General features: G+C 66.9%; 28 protein-coding genes. 13 read left to right on the forward strand and 15 right to left on the reverse strand.

Features of this window, described 5'->3' with window-relative positions:
- Positions 1-33: 33 nt before the first annotated feature.
- Positions 34-783, reverse strand: a complete 750-nt coding sequence (locus tag ACQY5B_RS14720) for a YebC/PmpR family DNA-binding transcriptional regulator (RefSeq protein WP_305971538.1) — start codon at positions 781-783, stop codon at positions 34-36.
- Between the two features lie 135 nt (positions 784-918).
- On the opposite strand from ACQY5B_RS14720, the gene ACQY5B_RS14725 reads away from it, so the two are divergent.
- On the forward strand, positions 919-1,653 hold the full coding sequence (locus tag ACQY5B_RS14725; protein WP_420324690.1) for a glutamine amidotransferase: 735 nt from the start codon (positions 919-921) through the stop codon (positions 1,651-1,653).
- 10 nt (positions 1,654-1,663) lie between these two features.
- Here ACQY5B_RS14725 and ACQY5B_RS14730 read toward each other — a convergent pair whose 3' ends face one another.
- From ACQY5B_RS14730 to ACQY5B_RS14750, 5 genes are all read right to left on the reverse strand, one after another.
- Positions 1,664-3,442: an SLC13 family permease gene (locus ACQY5B_RS14730; protein WP_305971540.1), complete on the reverse strand. Its 1,779-nt coding sequence runs from the start codon at positions 3,440-3,442 to the stop codon at positions 1,664-1,666.
- 25 nt (positions 3,443-3,467) lie between these two features.
- Positions 3,468-4,388, reverse strand: coding sequence for a DMT family transporter (locus ACQY5B_RS14735; RefSeq protein WP_420324689.1), 921 nt, complete (start codon positions 4,386-4,388; stop codon positions 3,468-3,470).
- Positions 4,385-5,200, reverse strand: coding sequence for a TIGR00282 family metallophosphoesterase (locus tag ACQY5B_RS14740; RefSeq protein ID WP_305971542.1), 816 nt, complete (start codon positions 5,198-5,200; stop codon positions 4,385-4,387). Before ACQY5B_RS14740 ends, ACQY5B_RS14735 begins: the two co-directional genes overlap by 4 nt.
- 155 nt (positions 5,201-5,355) lie before the next feature.
- Entirely contained in the window at positions 5,356-6,114 is a 759-nt protein-coding gene (locus ACQY5B_RS14745; protein WP_420324688.1) for an FG-GAP repeat domain-containing protein, read from the reverse strand.
- Positions 6,114-6,437 carry a 2Fe-2S iron-sulfur cluster-binding protein gene (locus tag ACQY5B_RS14750; protein WP_043137834.1) on the reverse strand — a complete coding sequence of 108 codons (324 nt, stop codon included), beginning with the start codon at positions 6,435-6,437 and terminating at the stop codon, positions 6,114-6,116. The genes ACQY5B_RS14745 and ACQY5B_RS14750 overlap by 1 nt, the downstream gene beginning before the upstream one ends.
- Before the next feature lie 183 nt (positions 6,438-6,620).
- Here ACQY5B_RS14750 and ACQY5B_RS14755 point away from each other — a divergent pair, with 183 nt between their 5' ends.
- The 3 genes from ACQY5B_RS14755 (at position 6,621) to ACQY5B_RS14765 (ending at position 8,394) form a co-directional block, all read left to right on the forward strand.
- On the forward strand, positions 6,621-6,953 hold the full coding sequence (locus ACQY5B_RS14755) for an OB-fold nucleic acid binding domain-containing protein (protein WP_305971544.1): 333 nt from the start codon (positions 6,621-6,623) through the stop codon (positions 6,951-6,953).
- A 98-nt stretch (positions 6,954-7,051) separates the two neighbouring features.
- Positions 7,052-7,582 (forward strand): peptidoglycan-binding domain-containing protein, encoded by a 531-nt coding sequence (locus ACQY5B_RS14760; protein ID WP_420324687.1) that lies wholly within the window; start codon positions 7,052-7,054, stop codon positions 7,580-7,582.
- A gap of 29 nt (positions 7,583-7,611) precedes the next feature.
- Positions 7,612-8,394 (forward strand): pyrroline-5-carboxylate reductase family protein, encoded by a 783-nt coding sequence (locus tag ACQY5B_RS14765; RefSeq protein WP_420324686.1) that lies wholly within the window; start codon positions 7,612-7,614, stop codon positions 8,392-8,394.
- A gap of 83 nt (positions 8,395-8,477) precedes the next feature.
- On the opposite strand, the gene ACQY5B_RS14770 is transcribed toward ACQY5B_RS14765, so the two are convergent.
- A complete protein-coding gene (locus ACQY5B_RS14770; RefSeq protein ID WP_420324685.1) occupies positions 8,478-9,950 on the reverse strand; it encodes a DegQ family serine endoprotease in 1,473 nt (490 codons plus the stop codon).
- A gap of 369 nt (positions 9,951-10,319) precedes the next feature.
- Positions 10,320-11,207 (reverse strand): LysR substrate-binding domain-containing protein, encoded by an 888-nt coding sequence (locus ACQY5B_RS14775; RefSeq protein WP_420324684.1) that lies wholly within the window; start codon positions 11,205-11,207, stop codon positions 10,320-10,322.
- A 116-nt stretch (positions 11,208-11,323) separates the two neighbouring features.
- On the opposite strand from ACQY5B_RS14775, the gene ACQY5B_RS14780 reads away from it, so the two are divergent.
- Together ACQY5B_RS14780 and ACQY5B_RS14785 are read left to right on the forward strand one after the other, a co-directional pair.
- Positions 11,324-12,028: an SDR family oxidoreductase gene (locus tag ACQY5B_RS14780; RefSeq protein WP_420324683.1), complete on the forward strand. Its 705-nt coding sequence runs from the start codon at positions 11,324-11,326 to the stop codon at positions 12,026-12,028.
- A complete protein-coding gene (locus ACQY5B_RS14785) occupies positions 12,018-12,266 on the forward strand; it encodes a DUF6552 family protein (protein WP_420324682.1) in 249 nt (82 codons plus the stop codon). Before ACQY5B_RS14780 ends, ACQY5B_RS14785 begins: the two co-directional genes overlap by 11 nt.
- 191 nt (positions 12,267-12,457) lie before the next feature.
- On the opposite strand, the gene ACQY5B_RS14790 is transcribed toward ACQY5B_RS14785, so the two are convergent.
- A complete protein-coding gene (locus ACQY5B_RS14790; protein WP_420324681.1) occupies positions 12,458-13,528 on the reverse strand; it encodes an alcohol dehydrogenase family protein in 1,071 nt (356 codons plus the stop codon).
- Between the two features lie 69 nt (positions 13,529-13,597).
- Here ACQY5B_RS14790 and ACQY5B_RS14795 point away from each other — a divergent pair, with 69 nt between their 5' ends.
- Positions 13,598-14,122 (forward strand): TetR/AcrR family transcriptional regulator, encoded by a 525-nt coding sequence (locus tag ACQY5B_RS14795; protein ID WP_420324680.1) that lies wholly within the window; start codon positions 13,598-13,600, stop codon positions 14,120-14,122.
- Here ACQY5B_RS14795 and ACQY5B_RS14800 read toward each other — a convergent pair.
- Positions 14,073-14,972 (reverse strand): LysR family transcriptional regulator, encoded by a 900-nt coding sequence (locus tag ACQY5B_RS14800; protein ID WP_420324679.1) that lies wholly within the window; start codon positions 14,970-14,972, stop codon positions 14,073-14,075. The two genes, ACQY5B_RS14795 and ACQY5B_RS14800, sit on opposite strands and share 50 nt — an antisense overlap.
- Positions 14,973-15,076: 104 nt before the next feature.
- On the opposite strand from ACQY5B_RS14800, the gene ACQY5B_RS14805 reads away from it, so the two are divergent.
- Genes ACQY5B_RS14805 through ACQY5B_RS14820 form a run of 4 tightly spaced genes read left to right on the forward strand, consistent with a single transcriptional unit; the run spans position 15,077 to position 18,845 of the window.
- Complete coding sequence (locus ACQY5B_RS14805; protein WP_420324678.1) at positions 15,077-16,072, forward strand: zinc-binding alcohol dehydrogenase family protein; 996 nt, start codon at positions 15,077-15,079, stop codon at positions 16,070-16,072.
- A gap of 24 nt (positions 16,073-16,096) precedes the next feature.
- Positions 16,097-17,056, forward strand: coding sequence for an LLM class oxidoreductase (locus ACQY5B_RS14810; RefSeq protein WP_420324677.1), 960 nt, complete (start codon positions 16,097-16,099; stop codon positions 17,054-17,056).
- A gap of 12 nt (positions 17,057-17,068) precedes the next feature.
- Positions 17,069-17,848: an SDR family NAD(P)-dependent oxidoreductase gene (locus tag ACQY5B_RS14815; protein WP_420324676.1), complete on the forward strand. Its 780-nt coding sequence runs from the start codon at positions 17,069-17,071 to the stop codon at positions 17,846-17,848.
- Between the two features lie 10 nt (positions 17,849-17,858).
- Positions 17,859-18,845 carry a zinc-dependent alcohol dehydrogenase family protein gene (locus tag ACQY5B_RS14820; RefSeq protein WP_420324675.1) on the forward strand — a complete coding sequence of 329 codons (987 nt, stop codon included), beginning with the start codon at positions 17,859-17,861 and terminating at the stop codon, positions 18,843-18,845.
- A gap of 75 nt (positions 18,846-18,920) precedes the next feature.
- Here ACQY5B_RS14820 and ACQY5B_RS14825 read toward each other — a convergent pair whose 3' ends face one another.
- Positions 18,921-19,871 carry an SDR family oxidoreductase gene (locus tag ACQY5B_RS14825; protein ID WP_420324674.1) on the reverse strand — a complete coding sequence of 317 codons (951 nt, stop codon included), beginning with the start codon at positions 19,869-19,871 and terminating at the stop codon, positions 18,921-18,923.
- A 147-nt stretch (positions 19,872-20,018) separates the two neighbouring features.
- Here ACQY5B_RS14825 and ACQY5B_RS14830 point away from each other — a divergent pair, with 147 nt between their 5' ends.
- The gene (locus ACQY5B_RS14830; protein WP_420324673.1) at positions 20,019-20,906 is read left to right on the forward strand and encodes an AraC family transcriptional regulator; all 888 of its coding nucleotides are present in this window, start codon (positions 20,019-20,021) and stop codon (positions 20,904-20,906) included.
- Between the two features lie 91 nt (positions 20,907-20,997).
- Here the strand turns inward: ACQY5B_RS14830 and ACQY5B_RS14835 are convergent, their stop codons facing one another.
- The 4 genes from ACQY5B_RS14835 to ACQY5B_RS14850 are packed head-to-tail and all read right to left on the reverse strand — an operon-like array spanning position 20,998 to position 24,922.
- A complete protein-coding gene (locus ACQY5B_RS14835; protein WP_305971560.1) occupies positions 20,998-21,177 on the reverse strand; it encodes a DUF2065 domain-containing protein in 180 nt (59 codons plus the stop codon).
- 17 nt (positions 21,178-21,194) lie between these two features.
- A complete protein-coding gene (gene hflC, locus ACQY5B_RS14840) occupies positions 21,195-22,259 on the reverse strand; it encodes a protease modulator HflC (RefSeq protein WP_305971561.1) in 1,065 nt (354 codons plus the stop codon).
- Complete coding sequence (hflK, locus tag ACQY5B_RS14845) at positions 22,259-23,419, reverse strand: FtsH protease activity modulator HflK (protein WP_420324672.1); 1,161 nt, start codon at positions 23,417-23,419, stop codon at positions 22,259-22,261. Before hflK ends, hflC begins: the two co-directional genes overlap by 1 nt.
- 60 nt (positions 23,420-23,479) lie before the next feature.
- Positions 23,480-24,922, reverse strand: a complete 1,443-nt coding sequence (locus ACQY5B_RS14850) for an FAD-dependent oxidoreductase (protein ID WP_420324671.1) — start codon at positions 24,920-24,922, stop codon at positions 23,480-23,482.
- A gap of 167 nt (positions 24,923-25,089) precedes the next feature.
- Here ACQY5B_RS14850 and ACQY5B_RS14855 point away from each other — a divergent pair, with 167 nt between their 5' ends.
- Positions 25,090-26,046, forward strand: coding sequence for a calcium/sodium antiporter (locus tag ACQY5B_RS14855; RefSeq protein WP_420324670.1), 957 nt, complete (start codon positions 25,090-25,092; stop codon positions 26,044-26,046).
- Position 26,047: the final 1 nt, after the last annotated feature.

Here is a 26,047-nt window from a genome sequence, read left to right on the forward strand (position 1 = left end):
AAGCGGGGGCCGTCTTGACCGACAGGACAGGCCTCAGGCGCCTTCCAGCTGCGCCATGACCTCGTCGGACGCTTCGAAATTGGTGGTCACACGCTGGACGTCGTCGTCGTCTTCCAGCGCCTCGACCAACCGCATCAGCGACTGCATGCCTTCTAGATCCAGTTCCGTCGTGGTCGTGGGCTTCCACACCAGCTTGGTCGACTCGGACTCGCCCAGGTCGGCCTCCAGTGCGGTCGAAACCTCGTTCAGGTCGGTGTCCGCGCAATAGATCACATGCCCGTCCTCGGAGGATTCGACATCCTCGGCACCGGCCTCGATCGCCGCCATCATGACGTCGTCCGCGTCGCCCGCATCGGCCGGGTAGACGATCTCGCCCTTGCGCTCGAACATGAAGCCGACAGAGCCGGTCTCGCCAAGGTTGCCGCCGTTCTTGGTAAAGGTCGAGCGCACGGTCGAGGCGGTGCGGTTGCGGTTGTCGGTCATCGCCTCGACGATCACCGCCACGCCGTTCGGGCCGTAGCCCTCATAGCGGATTTCCTCGTAATCCTCGGCATCGCCGCCCACCGCCTTCTTGATGGCGCGTTCGATGTTGTCCTTGGGCATCGACTGGCCCTTGGCCTCTTTCACGGCCAGGCGCAGGCGCGGGTTCTTGTCCGGGTCGGGATCGCCCATCTTGGCGGCGATGGTGATCTCTTTCGACAGTTTCGAGAAGATCTTGGCCCGGATCTTGTCCTGACGGCCCTTGCGGTGCTGGATGTTTGCCCATTTGGAATGGCCGGCCATGTCGCGTTGCCTCTTTTCGGGTGCTTTGTGTATCCGCGCCTCTATAAGTCACGCCCGCCCCCCTTGCCAAGTCCACGCGCCACGTCCGGGCCATGTGGCGTTGCGCGCCGCCCCTCCGTGGGGTAGCGCAAGTACATGAGCCGATTCCTCCTCCTCCAGTTGCGCCCCGAACCCGAGGCCAGCGACTCCGAGTACCGCGCCGTTCTGGACAAGTCCGGCCTGAGCGCCGACCGCGTCCACCGGATGCGCCTTGAACAGGAAGACCTGCCGCGCAATCTGGACCCGGGCAATTATGCCGGTGTGATCGTCGGCGGCGGCCCCGGCTGCGTCAGCGACAAGCCCGGCGACAAGGACCCTGTGGAACGCCGCATCGAAGAGGCGATCCTGCGCCTGATGCCCCACATCACGGCGCAGGACATCCCCTTCATGGGCTGCTGTTACGGCATCGGCATCTTGGCGCACCACCTGGGCGCCGAGGTGGCCAAGGACCGGTTCAACGAGCCGGTTGGCGCGGTGACCTGCTACACCACGCCCGAGGGCGCAAAGGACCCGCTGACCGCCAGCCTGCCCGAGCAGTTCGACGCCTTCGTCGGCCACAAGGAAGCGGTGCAGCACCTGCCCAAGGGCGCCGTGCACCTGGTGTCATCCGGCCCCTGCCCCTACCAGATGATCCGCTACGGTCAGAACGTCTACGCGACGCAATTCCACCCCGAAGCCGATGCCACCGAGTTCGAGACCCGCATCCGCATCTACCGCCACAAGGGCTATTTCGCGCCCGAGACAGCGGATGAATTGATCGAGATGTGCCGCGCGGCGGACGTCACCGAACCGCCGCGCCTGCTCGAAGGTTTCGTCGAGCGTTACGGGTGACACGACCCGTTCAGAGCGGAAAGAAGTAAGGGATCAGCAGCGCCGAAAGAACACCGATGCTGAGGTTCAGCGGCAGGCCCACCTTGAAGAAATCCGAGAACTTGTAGCCCCCCGGACCATAGACCAGCGTGTTGGTCTGGTAGCCGATGGGCGTGGCGAAACTGCACGAGGCCGCCACCATGACCGCGACCACCAGCGGACGCGGGTCCACCCCGATGGCGCTGGCCAGTCCGATGGCGATGGGGGTCACCACGACGGCCACGGCGTTATTGGACACGGTTTCCGTCAGGATGCTGGTCAGCAGGTAGACCGCCCAGATCACCAGCGGCGCCGGCAGTTTGGCCATCAGGGGGGCCACCGCGCCCACGATCAGTTCGACCGCGCCGCTTGCCTCCAGCGCCGCGCCGATCGCCAGCATGGCAAAGATCAGCGCCAGGAGTTGCCCCTCGACAAAGGAAAACGCCTCGTCCGCGTCGATGCAGCGGGTCAGCAGCACCAGCGCCACCGCAACCACCGCAAGCGCCAGGATCGGCGCCACGCCCAGCGCCGACAGCGCGACGATCCCGCCCAATGCCCCCAGCGCCACCGGCGCATGGCCGCGGCGAAAGGCGCGCGCCGACGGATGCGCCACGTCGACCAGGTCCATCTCGTCCGCCAACCGCTTGATATCCTCTGCGTTGCCTTCCAGCAGCAGCGTGTCGCCCACGCGCACCACCAGGTCGTCCAGTTGGCGCCCGATGTTCTGGTTCCGCCGGTGTACCGCCAGCGGGTAGACCCCGAACCGGCGCCGCAGCCGCAGCGCGCCTAGGGACCGGCCCACCATCTTGCAGCCGGGCGTGATCAGCACCTCGACGGTCGTGGTTTCCTTGGAGGACACCTGGTCGACGCGCTTCAGTTCCTTGTTGCGCTGCAGCGACAGCAGTTCGGTCATCTGTGTGCGCAGCACAACCCGGTCGCCCAGTTGCAGTTCGACCCCCTGCAGGTTGCGGCGCAGCGATTCATCGCCCCGGATCACGTCGACCAGCCGCACACCGTCGCGCTTGAACAGCTGAACGCCCAGCACCTCGCGCCCGATCAGGTTGGAATCCGGTGGGATTACCGCCTCGGTAAAGAACTTCATCCGCGAGCGATCCGACAGCATCCCCGCCATCGAGGTCCGTTCGGGCAGCAGAAAGCGCCCCACGAAATAGAGATAGACCATCCCCCAGGCCACAAGGATGATTGCCAGCGGGGTAACCTCGAAGATGGTGAAGGGCTGCAGCCCCTGGGTCCGCGCCACCCCGTCGACCAGCAGGTTGGTCGAGGTCCCGATCAGCGTCAGCGTACCGCCCAGGATCGCCGCGTAACTCAGCGGGATCAACAGCTTGGACGGTGCAATGCCCATCGTCTTGGCGATCTGCACGAAGATCGGCAGCATCACCACCACCACCGGCGTATTGTTCATGAAGGCCGAGGCGACAATCACCACCAGAAGGATGCCGCCGATGGCCCGCTTGGGTCTGAGCTCGACCTGCTCTTGCGCGTAGCCGGTAAAGGCATCCAGCGCCCCGGTCCGCACCAGGGCCCCCATCACCAGGAACATCGCCGCGATGGTCCAGGGGGCCGGGTTCGACAGGACGTCCAGCGCCGCGTCATAGGGCAGGACGCCGAGAACCAACAGCACCGCGACGCCGCCAATGGCCGTGACCTCTGTCGGGTAGGTCTCGCGGACGAAAAGCACGAACATCCCGATCACCACGGCAAGCGTCAGCACCGCCTGGCTTGTCTGGCTCAGCTCGATTCCGATCATGTATTGCTCAGCCTATCGCCCGCCCTCAACCGGCCGCATTCTGGCCCCTCACAGACACGGGCACAAGCGGTTTACGCTGCGGCTGCACAAGAGCCATGCCCGCCATCATCAGCGTCAGCGCCGCCCAGACCCAGCCCGAGTAGGCCTCGGCCAGGAACAGCATCGCCCAGCAGACGCCGAACAGCGTGACAAGATAGCTCACCTGCGCGGCAAAGACGGCCCCCGCCCGGCCCACCAGCCAGACATAGGCCGAATAGGCAAAGGCATGCAGCGCGGCGCTGGCGATCACCGCCCGGTCCGGCCCAGTCAAGGGCAGGGCTGGCGTGATGAACTGGCCGCTGGCCAGCGCCAGAGGCAGGCTCAGCCCGACACCCAGGATCGAGGCCCCGGCCAGCACCTGCACCGCGTCCAACCCCTGGGTGCCCCATTTCGACACCATGTTGCCCTCCAGGGCGTAGCAAGCCGAGGCAATCAGCGCGATCGCGATCCAGACCGCCTGCGTGCCCTCCGGCAGGCTCGCCTCTGGCAGCACCAGCACCGCCACCCCGCCCAGACCCAGCAACAGGCCCAGGATGCGCCGCGGCGCGGGCCGGTCGATGCCCAGCGCCAGGGCAATCGGAAGGGCGAACATGGGGACGGAACTCAGCAGGATCGACAACACTCCGGACGGCAGATGTACCGCCGCCTGGTAAGAGGCGATGCCCGGCACCACGGTGCCGACGACGGCGATGAACAGGTACAGCCGCAGCGCCGCAACATGCATCGGCAGGCGCTTGCCCCGCAGCAGTGTCAGCGCGCCAAGCAGCACCCCCACCAGCACCGTCTGCCAGAAGATCAGGCCGAAATGACGATAGCCCTCTGAAACCGCCACTTTCATCAGGGGCTGCGTCGCCCCCCAGGCCGCGCCCGTCACCACCAGCGTGGCAAAGGGCACAAACCGATTCACGCCGGACCGGCAGGCGCCAGCCGCCCGCCCTGGCGGACCATCTGCACGGACACCGCCTTGCCGGTCATGTCATCGGTCTCGACGTAGACACCCGACAGGGTCGCCTCGCCCAGCGCCGGGTTGAACCGGCCCTTGGGCATGCCGTTGACAAAGCGGCGCAGCGGCTCCGCCGGGTCCATCCCGATGACGGAATTGTAGTCGCCGCACATGCCCGCGTCCGACTGGAACGCCGTCCCGCCCGGCAGGATCTGCGTGTCCGAGGTCGGCACATGGGTATGCGTGCCCACCACGAGGCTGGCCCGCCCGTCGCAGAAATGTCCCATGCCCATCTTCTCGGACGTGGCCTCGCAGTGCATATCGACGACGATGGCCTGTGCCTGCCCACCCAGCGGATGCCGCTTCAGCGTCTCGTCCACCACCGTGAAGGGGCTGTCGTAGTTGCGGCTCATGAAGACCTGCCCCAGGGCCTGCACCACCAGAACCTTGCGCCCGCGGGCGTCCTTGTAGAGCGCCGCCCCCCGGCCCGGCGCCTGACGCGCGATGTTCAGCGGACGGATGAGCCGTGTCTCGCCCTCGATGTGGGTCAGCATCTCCTTCTGGTCGAAGGCATGGTCGCCCAGGGTGATGACATCGGCCCCGGCCTCGAAGATCGCCTTGCCATGTTCCGCCGACAGCCCGTGGCCGTTGGTCGCGTTCTCGCCGTTCACGATGACGAAATCCAGCCGCCAGTCCTTGCGCAGGGAGGGCAGACGCTCCGTGATTGCCTGCCGCCCGGCGCGGCCCATCACGTCACCAAGAAAGAGTATCTTCATGGCCGTTATGGGTAATTCGGGCGTCCGGGAAAGTTAAGCCCGAATCGTTCCTCGGGGTCGGAGAGAAGAATGGGGGCGCCGCCCCCGTCTCCCTCTGGTCGCCTCCCCCGGGAGTATTTTTGCAGAGAAGAAGCCAAGGGCGCCGCGCCCCGGTTTCAGCGACAGTCCATCACGGCGGTCAGCATCTCGGGGCTGTAAGGATCGCTGGCGTAACGCTCGAGGCCGCCCGCCGCCAGGCGCACCACCATCACATGCCGCCAATCGCCCGAGGGCAGCACGATTTCCGGCCCCTCGCCGCAATTCCGCAGCCCGCCGACGATGTGGTTCCAGCCGATCCGATGGTTCGAAAACCCCTCTGCCGAGGCCACGGGCCGAAGAACGCCCTCCTCCAGTCGCCAGAGGCGCAGGGTTTTTGCGAGGTGCGGCCGGTCGACATAGGCGATCTCGATGGCGCCGTCGCCGTCCAGATCCGCCGCACCCACGGGCGCCAGCCAGCGAAAGCGCTGACCGATGAAGGGCGTCGCGGCCAGCGGACGCAAGTCCGCGCCCTGGACCTCCCAGATCGCCAGCCGGGCGCCGCGGTCCGCGTGACTCTCGACCGTCACCACCTCCGGCACCCCGTCGCCGGTCACGTCCCAGAGCCGCGGCGCGATATCCTCGAAAACCAGCGGCGCCTGCCAGCGGCGGCGCAGCACGCGCCCGTCCGACAGAGTCACCGCCAGGGTGTCATACTCGATCTCATCCCCCAGCACGCCGTGCGGGTAGCGCGTCACCGCGCCCTCGTAGCGGGCGGCAACCGCCTCCTGCGCCATGGCCGGGGCCATGCCCGCCAGCCACAGGCACAGCGTCATGGCTGCGCCGCGGGCGGACGCGGGCCAGGGGCGCCACGGCAGACGCGGCGCCCGGGCAGGCATCAGATCTGCTTCTCGGGCATCTGCACGACAAGCCCGTCCAGCGCATCGCTGACCCGCAGCTGGCAGGTCAGGCGCGATCGCTTGGCATCCGGCTCATAGGCAAAGTCCAGCATGTCCTCTTCCATGTCCTCGCGCGCGGGCAGCTTCTCGACCCAGTCCTCGGCAACGTAGACATGGCAGGTCGAACAGGCGCAGGCGCCGCCGCAATCCGCCTCGATGCCGGGAATGTTGTTGTCGCGCGCGCCTTCCATCACGGTCAGCCCCGTGGGCACCTCCACGACATGCTCGGTGCCGTTGTGCTCGATATAGGTGATCTTAGCCATTTCACCGCTCCGTCTTGATCCGACCCCTACCTAGTGGGGACGCCCTTTGCCCGCCAGTCCCATTTGCGTCAACTCAAGGACGGAATACGATTTTTTGCCGCCGCGTTCCTCTTGCTGCACGTTCCGGTGACGGTGGTGGAGGGCGTCTTGGCCGTCGCGCGCAAATGTTCTACATTCGTTCGCATGACCTGGCCGCAACCACCTTCCTGCCTGATCGCCAGCCGCCTGGCAGAGCCGCCCAACGGCGCCCGCGTCACCGTGGCCGGGCTGGTGATCCTGCGCCAGCGCCCCGGCACCGCCAAGGGGGTGATCTTCATCACGCTCGAAGACGAGACCGGCGTGGTCAACGTCATCGTCTGGCGCAAGCTCTACGAACGCTTCCGCCGGGCGGTGATCGCGGGCCGCATGCTGCGCGTCACCGGGCGCGTCCAACGCGAGAACGGTGTCACCCACGTCATCTCCGAAGAGATCGAGGACATTTCGCCGCTGCTCGACCGGTTGCTGGACACGCCCTGAGGCAAGGACCCGCGCGCCGATCCGCCTGCCTCTAGGCAGATCGGGCCAAACCCGCTATCCTGCCGCCAAGAAAAAGGCACACCGAGGCCCGAGCAGTCATGTCCCCTATTCCCCGGCCCCACGCCGCGCCGCTGCTGGCGCTGGTCCTGCTGGCCGCCTGCGCCCCCCCGCAGACCGTCAGCCGCGAGGCACACGGCCCCGAGGCCACTCCCCCGCTTGCCGAACATCTCGACGACGGCACCTGTCAGGCCCGCGACCTGCGTCCGGCCATCTATGAGCACGTGATGGGCGAGGTGCAGGTGGTCCAGGCCGAGATCGCCGAGGACGGCACCGTGATCCGCCCACCGATCTACCGCAAGGCCCCGGTGCCCAGGCTGGTCCGCGAACGCGCCGAGATCACCTTCGAGGCCCCCTGCCCCGAAGACATGACGCCCGAGTTCATCTCGTCCGTGCAGCGGGCGCTGGCCGCGCGTGGCTATTTCTCGGGCAATGTCTCGGGTAGGATGGACGCGCCGACCTCGGCAGCGGTGCGCAGGTACCAGTCCGAACGCGGGCTGGAAAGCGCGCAGCTCTCGCTGGAAACCGCCCGCGCGCTGGGGCTGGTGGCAGTCGAACTGCCCGAAAGCTGACCGCGCGGCCCCACGAAAGGACACCTGACATGAGCAGCATCGGCATCGTCGGAGGCTCGGGCATGCTGGGCAGTGCCATCGCGCAGGCCTGGCTGGACAGCGGCGCCGTCGCGCCCGGCGATCTCTGGATCGCCAACCGCAGCGGCACACGGGGCGACCTGCCCGCCGAGGTCACCGTCACCGACGATGCCGCCGCGCTGGCCCGGGCCTGCGACACGATCCTGATCAGCATCCCGCCCGCCGGGGTGCCGGACCTGCACCTGCCTGCCGAGGACAGGCTGATCCTCTCGGTCATGGCCGCCGTCACGATCGCGGACCTGCAACGCCTGACGGGCAGCCCTCGGGTGGTCCGCGCCATGTCCAGCCCCGCCGCCGCGCGGCGGCTGGCCTATTCGCCCTGGGTCGCCGCCCCCGGCGCCAGCGAGGACGACCGCATGGTCGCCCGCCGTCTGCTGGCGGCCTGCGGCACCGAAGACGCGCTGGACGACGAGGCACAACTGGATCACTTCACTGCCCTCACAGGGCCGGTTCCCGGTTTCGTCGCCTGGTTCGCCGCCACCATGACCGAACATGCCGAGGCGCAGGGCATCCCGCCCGAGGTCGCCGACCGCGCCATCCGGCAGCTCTTTCGCGCCAGTGGCGAGATGCTGGCCGAGGATCCGCCCCGCGCCGCGGATCACGTCCGCCAGATGCTCGACTACGCCGGCACCACCGCCGCCGGGCTTCAGGTGCTGGAGGACAGCCCCCTGCGCGGAGAGATCTCAAGGGCGCTGAGCGCCGCCGCGCAAAAGGCACGCGACATGCGCCCCTGAGGGCCGTGGCGTCGCTCTCGCGGAATGCAAAAGGGGCGGCCCGAAAGGCCGCCCCTTGTCATGTCCGGAGGTTTCCGCCCGGCTCAGTTCGCGGCCAGGCCCAGAGCCATGAAGCGCGGGTCGCCGCCGCCCCGCCGCACCAGCAGCAGGATCGACTTGCGGCCTTCATCGCGCGCCTCACCGATGCGGGTTTCCAGGTCCTCGATGCTGGCCACGGCCTGCTGGCCCGCCTCGGTGATGATGTCACCGGCGCGCAGGCCCTTCTCGTAGGCTTCCGAGGCCGGTTCCACGTCCATGACCGCGAGGCCCTGCATCCCTGCGGAGAGGCCCAGTTCATTGCGGATCGCATCGGTCAGCGGGCTGAGGGTCAGGCCAAGCGTTTCCATCTTGGCCGGCGGCTCGTCCGGGGTCGAGGGCGCGGCGGCGGGCACCGCGGTCTGCGCCTCTTCGCGGCGGCCCAGTGTGACCTTCAGGGTCTGGGTCTCGCCGTCGCGGTTGACGACCACGCGCACGGTCTTGCCCACCGGCGTATTGGCCACGACGCGCACCAGCTGGCGGGTGTCCACCACCTCGACACCGTCGAACGAAACGATAACGTCACCGGCGGCGACACCGGCCTCTTTCGCCGGGCCTTCCGGCACGTCGGACACCAGCGCGCCCTTGGCTTCCGCCAAGTTCAGCGCGTCGGCCACGTCTTCGCTCACGTCCTGGATGCGCACGCCCAGCCAGCCACGGCGGGTCTCGCCGTATTTCTGCAGCTGGTCGACCACGTTGACCACGACGTTCGACGCCATCGAGAAACCGATGCCGATGGAGCCGCCGTTGGGCGACAGGATCGCGGTGTTCACGCCGATCACCTCGCCGTCCATGTTGAACAGCGGCCCGCCAGAGTTGCCGCGGTTGATGGCAGCGTCGGTCTGGATGTAGTCGTCATAGGTGCCGCTCAGCGCGCGATTGCGGGCCGAGACGATGCCCGCGGAGACCGAAAACCCCTGGCCCAGCGGGTTGCCCATCGCCATCACCCAGTCGCCGACACGCATGGTGTTGCTGTCGCCAAAGGGCACGGCGGTCAGCGGACGGTCCGCCTCGACCTTGAGCAGGGCGATATCGGTGTTGGGGTCCGTGCCGACCAGTTCCGCCGGCAGTTCGAAGCCTTCGAAGAACTCGATGGTGATCTCGTCGGCGCCTTCGATGACGTGGTTGTTGGTGACGATGTAGCCATCTTCGGAAATCACGAAGCCGGAGCCCAGCGCCGAGGACCGGCGCGGACGGCTGGGACCGCCACGGTCCTGAAAGTCACGAAAGAAATCTTCGAAGGGAGAGCCTTCGGGCACGATCCCGCGCGGGCCGGACCGGCCGGCAACGGTCGTCGAGGTGGTGATGTTGACCACGGCGGGGCTGATCCGTTCGGCAAGGTCGGCAAAGCTGTCCGGAGCGCCGCGCGCCGAGGCCATGAGGGATTGAGATACGATCAGGAACATCGACAGCGTCGCCAGCCAGAACAGCCTCAACGGTGTCGTGTTTTCCTGCGTCAGAGCGAGGGATTGCGGTTTCAATGGGGTCTCCTTGTCTCTGCCAGTCAGCAGACGCGCAGGCCACGCGCTGCCGCCTGCCTCCTATCGGTCAGTGTGACAAACATAGGTGCGCAGGCGCAACACCAAAGGGCTGAAATGCAGCCTCACCGGGTTGTGACAACGGGCCGAGGAACCGGGATCGGCGCTTTTCCGCTCTGCTTCGGGGCGAAAGCTGCGCCTACGGGTCGGGATTGTGGGTCGGCGCGACCGCGCTGACCTTGACGGGCCGCTTGCCGCCCCAGTGCAACGCGTCAGCGCCGGTATTCGCTGCGGGCGCATGGCAGGAACGACCACAAAGCCACCTGCTGTAGACACACCTGCCTTGTCTCGGGCAAATCCGAGCGCCCCATTTCAAGGGCCTTCGTTCGTCATGCCCCGCAGCCACTCCCGGACAAGCAACGAGGCATCGGACGCGCCTTGTCGCGGCGTCAGTAGGTAGAAGTCCGTGTCGCCGTTGAGCGCATTCTCAAGCGGTTGCACAAGGCGCCCGGCCTTCAGATCCCGCTGCACAAGGAAACGGCTCGCCAATGCGATCCCCTGCCCGGCCAGGGCGGCGTCCAGAGCCAATGTCGTTTGGTTGAACCGCGGTCCGCGCGAAAGCTTCACGTCTTCCCCGAACACCGTCTTGATGAATTTCGGCCATAGGTCGTGGATGTCATGCAACAGCGTCTTGCTCGCCAGGGTCGCCGCATCGAGCGGCAGGTCATGCTGAGCGACCAGACTGGGTGAGCACACCGCGATCACCTCCTGCGAGAACAGCAGGTCGGCGCGCAGGCTCGCCCCGAACGGCGGACGCGCCTGGCGCACCGCAAGGTCGATCCCGTCGGCGTGAAAGCTCAAGACCCGCTCCGTGGCAGTGATGCGCAGATCAATGCCGGGATGGGCTTGGCTGAGCTCCGCGAGCCGCGGAATGAGCCATTTCGACGCAAATGTCGGTGTCACGCTGATCGTCACCCGCGTCGGCGCCGACCGAAGCGCCGCGGTTGCCTCCGACAGCTGGGAGAATGCCTGCGACACACCCGCGTGATAGGTACGACCTTCCGCGGTAAACGCCAGGCCGCGCGGCTCCCTCAGGAACAGGCGAAGACCAAGATGATCCTCGAGCCCGCGCACCTGCTGAGCCACCGCCCCCTGGGTCACGCCCAGTTCATCGGCCGCGGCACGAAAGTTCAGATGTCTGCCTGCCGCTGCAAAGGCTCGGAGGCCATTCAACGGGGGCAAGGTGACTTCGTTCGACACAATAGTTTTCCTACATCCACGAGACAGGCGATCTGGTTGGCCAAAGCCCTGCCGGCTTCTTAGTTCTGCATAACAGAAGAGGCCGGGATTGTCCGGCAAGTAAGGAGACCAGGATCATGACGATAGAAAAGGTGGCACTGATCACGGCAGGCGGCAGCGGAATAGGCGCCGGGGCTGCGAAACGCCTGGCCGCCGACGGGTTCAGGATCGGCGTCTTGTCGTCTTCTGGCAAGGGCGAGGCACTGGCCGAGGAACTCGGCGGTTTCGGCATCACCGGATCGAACCAGTCGGTCGCGGATCTCAAACGGCTCGTCGATGGCGCGGTTGACCGTTGGGGCCGCATCGACGTGCTTGTGAACTCTGCCGGACACGGCCCCAAGGGCGACATCATCGAGATCACGGACGAGGAATGGCATGCCGGACTCGATGTCTACCTCCTGAACGTGATCCGTCCCACTCGCCTCGTCACGCCGATCATGGCGGCGCAGGGCGGCGGTGCGATCATCAACATCTCGACCTTCGCAACCTTCGAGCCCGACCCGCTCTTCCCGACCTCGGGGATCTTCCGCGCGGGCCTCGCCGGCTTCGCCAAGCTCTACGCGGACAAGTATGCCGCACAGAACATCCGCATGAACAACATCCTTCCCGGCTTCATCGACAGCCTGCCCGAGACCGAGGAACGCCGTGCGCGCATCCCGATGGGCCGCTACGGCAAGGAAGAAGAGGTCTCCTCGCTGATCGGTTGGCTTGCCTCCGAGGGAGGCGGCTACGTCACCGGGCAGAACTGGCGGATCGACGGAGGGCTCACCCGTGGCGTCTGAGGCAACCAATATCATCGAGCGCGCAAACACCGCCTTTGTCGTGAAGTGGCTGGCCTCGATCATCCAGATCTTGGGATACACCGCGACCGGGTTCGGCTGGACACCGTGGAACCTCTACCTGTTCCTGGTTGGCGTCCTCGGCTGGTTCATTGTCGGCGTGCTCTGGAACGACAAGGCAATCATGATGATCCACCTCGTTGCCCTTGGCTCCATGCTGGTGGGCATGGCCAGCCTGTGACGTTAAAGCGCCACAAACGGACGTCAGGCACCGCCGCAACAGAAAGCGCCGCGCTCCGGCCTCCCCCGGTTCGGAGCAAGGGCCAATAACCCCCTCCATTCCGGGCCACATCCGGACGGCCGGTGAGGGCCGCGAGAGTGCATGTCACTTTCGCGGCCTTGTCCTCGTCAATCTCGCGACCTACGCCGGCTTTACGGAATGCGCAGGCCGATTTTGCCGATGTGAGACTTGGTAAGGAAGGCCTCCTGAGCCTTGCAGATGTCGCTCAACTCGAACGTCTCGGCCAGCGTCGGCCGCACCTCGCCGCGTTCGATGTAGCCCACCAGGTCGGCAAAGACGGTCGGGTCCTGCCGCGTGCTGCCGATCAGAGTCTGGTCCTTGAGGTAGAGCGTCCGCAGGTCCAGCTCCACGATCGGGCCGGCGATGGCGCCCGAGGTCACGTATCGCCCACCGATCGCCAACGCATCGAGCAGTTCGGGCCAGCGCGGCCCGCCCACGAGGTCAAGCACAACGTCGAAACCGTCCGTCGGAAACGCGTCGTCGCGGGACAGATAGGCATCGGCGCCAAGCGCGCGCAGGGTCTCGGCCTTGGCCCGGCTGGTCAGGGCGGTCACATGGGCGCCGCGCCGCTTGGCCAACTGGATGGCGGCCGATCCCACCCCGCCCGATGCGCCGGTGATCAGCACGCGCTCTGCCGCCAGAGAGGCGCGCTGGATCATGCCTTCGGCAGTTGAAAAGGCGCAGGGAAAAGAGGCCAGTTCCAGGTCGGTCAGCGCGCTCTCCACGTCGATGGCATTCTCCGAAGCGGTGGTGGCGAACTGGGCAAAGGCACCGTCCCGTTCCGATCCGAACGTCTCCAGCGCATGTGGGTCGGCGCTGTGCCCCGGTCGATACATCGGTCGCACAAGCACGCGCGCGCCGACGCGGCCCGGATCGACGCCTTCGCCCACCGCCACGATGCGCCCACAGGCGTCCGCCCCCTGGATACGCGGAAAGGACAGCGCGCCGGACCAGCCGCCGTCGGCATCCGATGCACCGTCATAGCCCGTGGCAGCAGCGGAATTCGTGTCGCCGCGCACGGCCTTGGAATACCAGCCGGTGCGCGTGTTCACGTCGGTGTTGTTCACAGCAGAGGCCCCGACGCGGATCAGCACCTCGCCCCGATCGGGGCGCGGCACGGGGACATCGGTGCGATATTCGAGACGGTCGAGCCCACCGTGGCCGGTGAGCAGGACGGCGTGCATGGTATCAGGCAGGGTCATGGCATCTCCAAGTGGTAAAACGATCCCTCTACCTTGCAGGGGTAGAGAGGTCCCTCTACCTTGTCAACCATGACTCAGACCGTGGACAAGATCGCCGCCGGGCTGGAGCGGGCCTTTGCCAGCCAGGGCTTTGCCGAACCCAGCGTGGACACATTGCGCGATGCGGCGGGCGTAAGCCTGCGCACGCTGTACAAGTACCTGCCATCACGGGCCGACATGGTGCTGGCCGCGCTGGAGCATCGCCATCGGCGCTACCTGTCTCATGTGCTGGAGGGTTTGCCGCCGGATCCGATGGACGCGCGCGATGCCTTGATGGATCGGGTTGCGGAGTGGATGCAAACCGAGGCCACGCATGGCTGCCTGTTCCACGCCGCGGTTGCCTCTGACCCTTCGAACACGGCTTTGCGCAGGTTGCTGGAGGATCACAAGCACGAGGTTGCGCAACGGGCGTCAGTGGCCACGGCATTGGCGGGCCAGCAGGTGGCCTTGTTGCTGATCCTCGAAGGGCTCACCCAGTCATGGCCCTTGCATGGGGCGGAGGCCGTCAGAGCCGCCAAGGCGCTGGCGTCAGCTTTGCCACGAGAAAGTCCATGAACACCCGGACCTTGGGCGTCAACACGTTGGACCGGGGATAGATCAGCCACAGGACAGAGGCATCGTCGAGCCACCAGTCCGGCAACAGATGCACAAGCTGCCCTGCGCGGATCTCCTGCGCGACGCTCCAGAGTGAGTTGACCGAGATCCCGCCCCCCGCCATCGTCGCGATGCGTTGCGCCGTGCCGTCATCGAGGATCGTGCGGCAGGTCATCTGGCGGGGATCGAGGGTAAACCGTCCCGTTTCGGAGACAAAATCGCGCGGTGCGGCATTGCTCCAGGACAGAAAGTCATGCCCGGTGAGGTCGTCCGGCGTGCACGGCGTGCCGCGCTGCGCGAGGTACTCCGGCGCCGCGCAGAGAACGCGCCTGTCATCCCCCAGCTTGCGCCCGCGCAGGCTGCTGTCCTGCAGCGGCGCGCTGCGCAGGGCAAGGTCATAGCTGCCCTCGATAAGGTCGACGCGGGTGTCGGAGAGGCGCAGGTCCAGCGTGATATCAGGGAATTGCGCATGAAAGTCCGGCAGCAGCGGCATGATGTGGAGCTGCGCGAAACTGCTTGGCGCGGCAAAGCGCAGGGTGCCGGACGGGCGCTCGGCATCAAGACCAAGGGCCGCGCGGGCGGCCTCCGACTGGGCGAGGATCTCGCGCGCATAGGGCAGAAAGGCCGCCCCTTCCTGCGACAGCGACACCTTGCGCGTGGTACGGTGCAGCAGCTCCGCCCCCAGCTCATGTTCCAGCTTGGCCAGGCGGGCGCTGGCCATGGCGGGCGCAAGCCCGAGGCTACGCCCCGCTGCGCTGATGTTCAGCCGTTCCGCCGCCGCAACGAACAGGCGCAGGGTTTCCGTGTCCATTCCCATTATCCTGAAAACCGGAAAACTGAACTCCGTTATGCGACGTTTTTATCGAAATTCAAAGGTGTATTTATGCGTCAAACGAAACGCAAAGGACCCGGATCATGGACGCAATCGGATACACCCAGACTGGCCCCGCCACCGAACTGACCGCACGGGACGTGGCCCGCCCTGCCCTGCGCCCGCGCGACCTGCTGGTCGCGGTGAAAGGCGTCTCGGTCAACCCTGTCGACGTCAAGCTGCGCAGCAACCGCGCACCCGAGGGCTTCGGCATCCTCGGCTTCGACGCGGCGGGTGTCGTGGTAGAGACCGGACCAGAGGTGACGGGCTACAAGGTCGGCGACGAGGTGTTCTATGCCGGGGACGTGACGCGCCCGGGCACCAACGCGGAATTGCACGCGGTGGACGAACGTATCGTCGGCCGCAAGCCGGCCTCGCTGGATTTCACCGAAGCCGCCGGGATGCCGCTGACCGCCATCACCGCCTGGGAAATGCTGTTCGACAGTTTCCGCCTGGCCGAGGCGACGGGCGAAGGGAAAAGCCTGCTGGTCATCGGCGGTGCGGGCGGCGTCGGGTCGATCCTGATCCAGCTGGCCAAGCGGCTGACCGGGCTGACGGTGATCGCCACCGCCTCGCGCCCCGAGACACAGGACTGGGTGCGCCGGATGGGTGCGGATCATGTGCTCGACCATCGCAGGGATCTGGCTGCTCAGATGCGCGACCTGGCAATGACGCCCGACTATGTTGCCGCGCTGACCGCCACCGATCAGCACTGGCCCGCCATCGTCGATCTGATTGCCCCGCGCGGACACATCGCCCTGATCGACGACCCGCAAGGGCTGGACATCGCGCCGGCCAAGCCGAAGGCGCTGACGCTCAGCTGGGAGTTCATGTTCACCCGGTCCATGTTTGCCTCCGACATGGAGGCGCAGCGCGACCTGCTCAACCGGGTGGCGGCGATGCTGGACACGGGCGACCTGCTCTCGACCGTGACCGGGCGCGCCGATGCCCTGACGCCCGAAAGCCTCGCCGCCGCGCATGAACGGCAGGAAAGCGGACGCGTCATCGGCAAGCAGGTACTGCCGGGCCTTTCCGCCTGAACCCCATCCACCACGGAGCAAGTCATGCGTGACCACTTCGACAGTTTCGAGCAGATCAATCGCGGCTATGACAGCACCTTTCAGGCCGGGCGGCTGAGCCTCGGTCTCGTGGTGCCGATCGCCGCCTATCCCGATGGCCCGGTGCCGGACATGACCAACCACCTGGCGCGGGTGCAACAGGCAGAGGCGCTTGGCTTCCGCGCGGTCTGGCTGCGGGATGTGCCCTTCAACGTGCCGAGCTTTGGCGATGCGGGGCAACTCTACGACCCGTTCACCTACCTCGGCTACCTCGCCGGGCAGACCTCGGAGATCGCGCTTGGCGTGGCCTCGATCGTGCTGCCGCTGCGCCACCCGGCGCATGTGGCCAAGGCCGCGGCCTCGGTCGATCAGCTGTCCGGCGGGCGGCTGATCCTTGGCGTGGCCTCGGGCGACCGGCCAGAGGAATACCCGGCGATGAACGCCGACTTCGACGGACGCGGCGCGGCGTTCCGCGCGGCCTTCGACTACATCCGCGCGATGGGCACCGCCGCTCCGCGCATCGACACCCAGTTCGGCCGCACCGATGGCACCGTCGAGATGCTGCCGAAACCGCAGGGCGCCCGCCTGCCGCTGCTCGTCACCGGATCCAGCCGCCAGTCGCCGGAATGGATCGCGCAGAACGGGGACGGCTGGATGACCTATCCGCGCCCCGGCGTCGCACAGGACCGCGTGTTGCAGGACTGGCGCACGCGGCTGCACAGCCAAGGTCAGCCCATGAAGCCCGTGCTGCAACCGCTTTACATCGACCTGTCGGAAGATCCCGACGACGGACCGGAGCCGATCCACCTTGGCGTGCGCGCCGGGCGGCGCTGGCTGACCACCTACCTCAAACACCTCGAAGAGATCGGCGTGCACCACGTCGCCCTGAACCTGCGGTTCAACCGCGCGCCCATCGACCGCACGCTGGACCGTCTCGCGCAGGACGTGCTGCCGCAGTTTGCCTGAAAGGACCAACCGATGAAGACCATCCTGATCACCGGCGCGACGCAGGGCCTTGGCCGGGCCACCGCGCAGGCCCTGGCCGAACAGGGCCACGCGCTGATCCTGCACGGGCGCAATGCCGACAAGCTGTCCGAGGTCGCCGCCGATCTGCGCCGGACCGGGGCCGAGATCGCCACCGAAGTGGCCGACCTGTCCGATCTGACGCAGGTGGCCGCCATGGCAGACCGCTTGGCGGAAAAGCACCCGCAGATCGACGCGCTGATCAACAACGCGGGCGTGCTCAAGACCGCGCAGGTCCGGGCCGGTGCCTACGACGTGCGCTTTGCCGTGAACACGCTGGCCTCTGCCCTGCTGGCGCAGCGGCTCTTGCCGGTGATCCCGCAGGATGGGCGCATCATCCACCTCTCCTCCGCGGCGCAGGCCCCCGTCGATCCGGAGGCACTCGCCGGCAACCGCCCCCTGCAGGACATGGCGGCCTATGCCCAGAGCAAGCTGGCCATCACGCTGTGGAACCAGGGTTTTGGCGATCGCCATCCCCAAGGTCCGGTCTCCCTGGCAGTCAACCCCGGCTCGCTGCTGGCGACGCGCATGGTGCGCGAGGGCTTTGGCACATCCGGCAACGACCTGAACATCGGCGTCGACATCCTGACCCGCGCCGCCCTGTCAGCGGAATTCGCACAGGCAACGGGCCGCTACTACGACAACGACGCCCGCAGGCTCGCCCCGCGCTACGACGATGCCACCACGGCCAAGGTCACGGCGCAGATCGACACCCTTCTTTCCCAAAACTCCTGAGGACACTCCCATGAAAACCATGACCCTGACCGCCTACGGACCCGACGCCGCCTTCACCGAAACCGATACGCCCCGCCCCAAGGTCACACCCGGCCATGTGGTCGTCCGCATCAAGGCGACCAGCGTCAACACCATCGACACGATGATCCGCGACCTTGGCAGCGACCTGCCGCTGTCGCCTGCCTTGCCCGCCGTGCTGGGCATGGATTTCGCCGGGGTGATCGAAGAGGTCGGCACCGGTGTTTCCGAGTTCGCCGTGGGTGATGAGGTCTATGGCTGCGCCGGTGGGCTTGCAGATCTGCAGGGCGCGCTGGCCGAATACATGCTGGCCGACGCCCGGCTGATCGCGAAAAAGCCGCAGAGCCTGACCATGCGCGAGGCCGCCGCGCTGCCGCTGGTGGGCATCACCGCGTGGGAGGGGCTGCACCGTGCCGGGGTGTCCGACGGTCAATCCGTTCTGGTGCAAGGCGGCGCCGGTGGCGTGGGCCATCTGGCGGTTCAGATCGCGCGCCACCTGGGCGCAAGGGTCTCTGCCACGGGGACCGGGGCCGAACAGATGCGGGTGATCGCGGACTTCGGTGCGACGCCCATCGACTTCAAGACCGCCCAGATCGACGACTATGTGGCAGAGCAGACCGGCGGCGCAGGCTTCGACGTGGTGTTCGACACGGTCGGTGGCGCGAACATGACCAACTCCTTTGCCGCCGCCGGGCTGAACGCCCATGTGGTCACGACGGTCGCGCTGTCCGAGATCGACCTGAGCCCGGCGCATTTCAAGGGGCTGTCGCTGCACATCGTCTTCATGCTGCTGCCGATGCTGCATGACGTGAACCGCGCCGCGCATGGCCAGATCCTTGCCCGGCTGGCCGAATGGGTCGATGCGGGCGCGGTCAAGCCGCTTCTGGACAGCGAGCGCTTTGGGCTGAGCGACGCGGGCGCCGCCTATGCCCGGCTGCAAGGCGGCGCCGCCCTTGGCAAGGTCGTGGTCGAGGTCTGAGACAGGCGGGCCCGCCCCGATCGGGGCGGGCCATGTCGGTTGCGATCGCTTGTGCCCTGGGCATCGCGGCCCCGCTCAGAGGGACCAGTCAAATCCTGTCGCCTTCTCGGACACGTCCCAAAGCCGGGCCATGACGGGCTTGTCATGGGCATGCGGGTTCAACGTGCCGCGCCCCACCGGCCCCACGAATTCCCGCACGCCGGTCGGACCGTAAAGCGCGCGCTGCGTCAGCCCCGTCTCGGTGGCGCACATGACCTCGGGATAGGCGCCCCGTTCGGCGGTCTGCACCATCGGTGTCTTGGTCATCAGCCACCAGATCGCCCGCATCATCCGGCTGCCGCTGGTGCTGATCAGCGAGGTGGCCGACGATCCCGGATGACAGACGTAAACCTTCACCGCCGTCCTGCCCGCCGCCGAGAGACGATCCTGAAGCTCGTAGGCGAACATCATCTGCGCCAGTTTCGACTGGCTGTAGGCGATGTTCGGGCCATAGCCCTGCTGCCAGTTCATGTCGTCGAACCGGATGGTCTTCAGACCCATGTTGTAGCCAAGGCTTGCGACCACGACGATCCGCCCGGCCGAGCGTTCGATGCGATCGAACAGCAGACCGCACAGCAGGAAGTGCCCGTAGTGGTTGGTGCCAAGCTGGCTTTCAAAACCGTCGACGGTCAGCCGGCGCGTCGGCACCTGCGCGATCGCGGCATTGCAGATCAGCGCGTCGATGCGGGGAACGCTGGCCAGCACCTCGGCGGCAGCGGCGCGCACGCTGGAAAGATCCGACAGGTCCATGCGGATAAAGTCGACCTCGGCCGCCGGTCCGAACTCCCGGCGCAGCTCTGCCACGGCAGCGTTGGACCGTTCCGCGCTGCGGTTCAGCATCACCACCTTCGCGCCGCGCGCGAGCAACAGCCGCGCGGCCTGAAAGCCTGCCCCGGCGTTGCCCCCGGTGATGAGGAAGGTCTTTCCATCCTGCGCGCCGAGGCGTTCCGGGGTCCAGCCTCCGGGTCCAAATGTCGTGTCAGCCATTCTCTACTCCTGAAATCCGCGCCAAAGGCAGCGTTTCAGCCGAGGTAAATCTCGGGGCTTTGACAAAACAGGCGATATCCTCGCAAAGACTTGCCTGATCGTATCGATCCGATTGCACGGGCCGCTCCTGCGGGCCAAGATGCCGCCATGACGAAACCCGCCATCAGGCAGATCATCGAAACCCGCATGTCCAGGGATGGAATGGTGCAGACCGGCATTCGCGGCGTGCAACTGTTCCGCGCCACAGAGGCCCTGCCCTGCGTTCCGGCGGTCTACGAACCCTGCGTGATTGCCATCGTCAGCGGCGGCAAGGAAACCGTTCTGGACGGGCATCGCCACCTCTACGACAGTCGCCACTACCTGGTCTGCCCGATGTCCCTGCCGGTCGAGGCCGGAACCCCGACCGCCACGCCGGACAACCCGTTGCTGGGTGTCTATATCGCGCTGGACACGCGCCTGATGACCGAACTGACGATGGAGATGGACGCCACCGGCGGCACGCGCCCCGCCGCGCCAGAGACCAGCGCACGCGGCATTCGCCTGTCGCCCTGGGACGAGGGGTTTGCCGAGGCGCTCCTGCGGCTTACGCAGCTTGACGATCCGACAGACGCCGCGATCCTCGGAGAGGCGCGCCTGCGCGAGTTGCATTACGCGATCCTGAAAGGCGCCGCAGGTCCCTTTGCCCGTCAGGCCTTTGCGCCGGGAAACGGCATCGCCCGCGCCATCGCGCATCTGTCGCAACATCTGCACGACACCGTGTCCATCGACGACATGGCGGCGCGCGCAGGCATGAGCCGCGCCGTGTTCCATCGCAGGTTCAAGCAGGCGACCAGCATGTCGCCGATCCAGTTCGTCAAGGCGATGCGCCTGAACCACGCCGCCATGAAGATCTCTGCCGGGATGACCGTGTCCGCGGCGGCGATGGAAGTGGGCTATGTCAGCCCGTCGCAGTTCAGCCGCGAGTTCAAGCGGATGTATGGAACATCACCGCGCCGCTGGAGCGACGCGTATAGCGCCGAAACCGGCAGACCGTGAGGCGCAGGCGCGTTCGCGATCAGTCGCAGGAGACGCGAATACCAAAACGGTGCATGGCGACGGGTGGCTTGCGGCCCGCAACCGGCGCCCCTCAAAGCAAACCGCCGCGGGCCAGCCACAAGACGATCAGCCCGGTGACCAGCGTCAGCCCACCCAGCAGGCGGCGCTGTTCCAGGGTCATCGCGCGCAGCGCCTCCAGCAGGCGCTCCACAAGCTGAGGGGCCAGTGCATAGACCAGCCCCTCGATCACGAGGACCATTCCGATCCCCATCAGGATGTCCGACCCGCTCAATTGTCGACGGGTGCGGCGTCGGCCTCGGGGGCTTCCGGCGCGGGCGCCGGATCAGCCGGTTCCGGGGCCGGGTCGCTGGGCGCCGGGCCTTCGGGGGCCGGGTCCTCGGCACTTTCCGGCGCGGGCGCGTCAGGCGCCACCGGGCTGGCCGTGGGCGACGGCAGGGTCGGCGCCAGGAACGGGTCGCCAGAGGCCACTTCGCTCTTGAAGTAGTTGAAGAACTGGCTGTCCGGCGTCATCACCATCGTCGAGTTGCCGCCCTTCAGCGAAGCCTCGTAGGCCTGCAGCGACCGGTAGAAGGCAAAGAACTCGGGATCCGCGCCATAGGCATCGGCAAAGATCCGGTTCCGCTCGGCGTCGGCCTCGCCTCGGATCACGTTGGCATCCCGGTCCGCCTCCGAGAGTGTCTCGACCACGGTCCTGTCGGCAAGCGCGCGCACGCGGGCCGCCGCCTCGTTACCGCGGGCGCGTTCGTCCGCCGCCTCGCGCTCACGTTCCGCCCGCATACGGTCGAATGTGGCGTCAAGGTTCTGCGACGGCAGGTTGGTCTGCTTCAGCCGCACGTCGACCACTTCCAGACCCAGCGAAAGCGCCTCGGCCCGGGCGCTGTCGCGGATCCGGTTCATCAGCTCGCGGCGATCCTCGGACAGGATCCGGTCTGATGTGACCTGATCGGCACCCAGGACTTCGCGGATCTGCGCGTTGAGGATGCCGGTCAGGCGGTCCTCGGCGGTGCGCACACCGCCCACGCCGACAGCCTGCCGGAACTGGACCACGTCGGCGATCCGGTAACGGGCAAAGGCGTCGACCACCAGGCGGCGGTCATCCGACGGCGTGACCTCGATGGTCTGCGTGTCCAGCGACAGGATACGGTCGTCGTAGCGGACAACGTCCTGGATCAACGGGATCTTGAAGGCCAGTCCCGGCTCTTCCTTGACCGCCTTGATCTGGCCGAACTGCAGCACCAGCGCCTTTTCCCGTTCATCGACCACGAAGATCGACGACAGGAAGACCACGATGGCGATCACGAAGACCGGAAGAAGATAGGTTGCCTTGCGCATCACTGGTCACCTCCGCTGTTGCGGCGAAGTTCGTTGAGCGGCAGGTAGGGCACGACGCCCCCGCCACCAGAGCCACCGCCGGTCACGGTATTGTCGAGGATCATCTTGTCCACGTCGCCCAGCACCCGTTCCATCGTCTCGATGTACAGACGGCGGCGGGTCACTTCGGGCGCCAGCGCGTATTCCTCCTGAACCGAGGTAAAGCGCGCGGCTTCACCCACGGCCTGGTTGACCACCTGGGCGCGATAACCCTCGGCCTCTTCGCGGATCTCGGCGGCCTTGCCTCGGGCCTCGGCCACGACGCGGTTGGCATAGGCGTCGGCCTGGCGTTCCAGCCGGTCGCGTTCCTGTTCCGCCGCCTGAACGGCGCGGAAGGCGTCGATGACCTCGCGCGGCGGGTCGGCGGTGTCGAGGTTGATCCGGACAATGCTGATGCCGGATTCGTATTCGTCCAGCGTCGCCTGGATCTGCTCGCGCGCGCTGTCGGCGATGGCGCCCCGGTCGCGGTTGAGGATCGGCGCCAGGTTGGACGCGGCGATGATCTCGCGCATGACCGATTCAGACACCGCCTGCACGGTCAGCTGCGGGTCGCGGATGTTGAACAGCAATTGCGCCGGGTCCGAGATGTTCCAGACCACCTGGAAATCGATGTCGACGATGTTCGCATCGGTGGTCAGCATCAGCCCGTCGTTGCCGCCACGGCCGCCGCCGATCGTCTCGGTCCGTTCCGAGGTCACGTTGACCACCTCGTAGGTGACAAAGGGCCAGGGGGCAAAGTTCAGACCCGGGTTGCCGACGGCGAATTCACGCCCCAGCAACAGCTCGACCGACTTTTCCTCGGGCCGCACGGTGTAGAAGCTGCCAAAGGCCCAGAGGCCCAGCAGGATGACAAGGCCAAGGCCCACGGTTCCGCGGGTCAGGCCGGGTCCCCCCGAGCCGCCGCTGCCGCCGCCGTTGTTGCCATTGCCGCCGCCGCGACCGCCCATCAGGACGCGCAGCCGCTCCTGGCCCTTCTTCATCAACTCGTCGATCTCGGGCATCTGGTTGTCGTCGGGACGGCGGCCACCGCCGCCACCGCCGCTGGGCGGACGCTGGCCGTTGCCACCTCCACCCTGGTTGCCACCGCCGCCCCCCCAGGGGCCGCCGCTGTTACCTGCCATGAACTTCGGTCCTTTTCATCTCTCGTCTAACCTTCCAACCTGTGCGCCATTACCGCGAATTCAAGCGGTCCGCATCGGATTGCGCATGGTCACGATCTCTTCGGACATGGTCGGATGCACCGCCACGGTCCGGTCAAAGTCTTCCTTGGTCGCCCCCATCTTGATCGCGATGCCCGCCAGCTGGATCATCTCGCCCGCCCCGGGCGCGACGATGTGACAGCCCAGCACCTTGCGCGTCGCCTTGGACACGATCAGCTTCATCAGAACCCGGTCGGGCCGGTCGGCAAAGGCGGTCTGCATCGGACGGAACGAGGTGCAGTAGACCTCGATCTCCTCCTGGTCGCGCGCCGCCTCCTCGCTCATCCCCACCGTGCCCATCTCGGGCTGGGTGAAGACCGCCGAGGGGATCAGCTCGTGGTCAACCGGCGTCGGGTTGCCCTTGAACACCGTTTCGACAAAGGCCATGCCCTCGCGGATCGCCACCGGCGTCAGGTTCACCCGGTCGGTCACGTCGCCGATGGCATAGACCGAGGGCACCTTGGTCTGGCTGTAATCATCCACCTCGATGGCGCCGTTGCGGCTCAGCCCGATGCCAAGCTCCTCCAGCCCCATGTCGGCGGTGTTCGGCGCCCGGCCGGTGGCAAAGAGCACCGCGTCGAAATCGCGGATCTCGCCGTTGGTCGCCTTGACCCGGATCGGCCCGCTGCCCGGCGCATCCTCCTGGGCGGCGCCGAACTGGCTTGCCTCGACCGGCGCCGCATCCAAGCCCTGTGCCTCCGAGCTGTCGGCGCGGTGCATCTCGACGATGTTGGTGCCGGTGTGCAGGTCGATGCCGCGTTCCTTCATCGCATCCGCGATCAGCCCGCGCGCCTCCTCGTCGAAGCCCCGCAGGATCTGCGCCCCGCGATAATACTGCGTCACCTCGACGCCCAGCCCGTGCAGGATGCAGGCAAATTCGCAGGCGATATAGCCGCCGCCCACGATCAGCACCGACCGCGGCAGCGTCTTCCAGTGAAAGATGTCGTCCGACACCATGCCCAGATGCGCGTTCGGCATGTCAGGGCGGATCGGGCGCCCGCCGCTGGCGATCAGGATGTGTTTCGCGGTCTTCACCTCGCCGGTCGACAGCTCGACCGTATGCGCATCCTTCAGGCGTGCACGCGCGTCGAAGGTCTCGACTCCCGACCCGGACAGCAGCTTGCGATAGACGCCTTCCAGACGGTCCAGCTCGGTCTTGAGCTGGGCGTGAAACCGGCTCCACTCAAAGGCGCCATCGGCGATGTCCCAGCCATAGGCGCGCGCCTCGGCGGGCATGTGGGAATATTCGCTGGCAAAGACCATGAGCTTCTTCGGCACGCAGCCCCGGATCACGCAGGTGCCGCCGTAACGGTCCATCTCGGCCAGCGCCACTTTCGCGCCCGCCTCGCCCGCCGCCACCCGGGCCGCGCGCACGCCACCCGATCCGCCGCCGATGACAAACAGATCATAGTCGAAATCGCTCATCCATCGCTCCTGCATTTCCGCGGGACAAGGTATTTCACAGCCATCCCGCGAAGACCAGACAACGTTTCACCCCCGCCACGGGCTGTCCGCCTGCGGGCGACCTTGACGCGCCGGGACGCGCGCCCGAGATTGGCATCACGGCCCCGATCGGGCCGACGGAGAACGGAATGCTGGACGCATTGTATATCGGCATCGGCCTGCTGGCGATGATCGCCGGCGGCGACCTGCTGGTGCGCGGCGCCGTCGCGGTCGCCCGCGTCCTGCGCGTGCCGCCGATGGTGATCGGCCTGACGCTGGTCGGCTTCGGTACCTCCTCTCCCGAACTCGTGACCAGCCTGCAAGCTGCGCTCTCCGGGGCGCCGGGCATCGCGGTCGGCAACGTGCTGGGCAGCAATATCGGCAATGTCCTCCTGATCCTCGGAATCGCCGCCCTGGTCGGCGCCATCGCGGTCGACCGGCGGGCGCTGATGCGTGACGGGACCATGCTGCTGGTGGCCACCGGGCTTGGCATCATCGCGCTGGCGCAGGCAGAGGTCGGCCGCATCGCCGGCGGCGTTTTCGTCGCGGTCCTGTCCGCCTACCTTGCCGGCACGCTCATCGCCGAAAGACGCCGTGCCACGAAGGCGGGACAGGTCTACATGGCCGAGGCCGACCTCTTGCCCGCCCGCCCCGCGCGGATCCTGCCATCCGCCCTGACCGCGCTGGCGGGACTCGGCCTGACGATCCTCGGCGCGCGCTTCCTGGTCGAGGGCGCCGTGGGCCTGGCGGCGGCGGCCGGTGTCTCGGAAACCCTGATCGGGCTGACCATCGTCGCCATCGGCACCTCTGCGCCGGAACTCGTCACCTCGATCATGGCGGTGCGCAAGGGCGAGGGAGACGTCGCCTTCGGCAACATCATCGGCAGCAACATCTTCAACCTGCTGGGCATCCTCGGCGTGACCGCGCTGGTGACGCCCATCGCCGTGCCCGCGCAGGTCATGGGGTTTGACGTCTGGGTGATGCTGGCCACCACCCTGCTGCTGCTGGTCTTCGCCGTGACCGGCGCCCGCATCTCGCGCCGGGAAGGCGCGGTGCTGCTGGCAGGCTACGCGGCCTACCTGGGATGGCTCATCCTGCAGGCCTGAC

It is taken from the genome of Antarctobacter sp., assembly GCF_965277915.1.
Lineage (GTDB): Bacteria > Pseudomonadota > Alphaproteobacteria > Rhodobacterales > Rhodobacteraceae > Antarctobacter.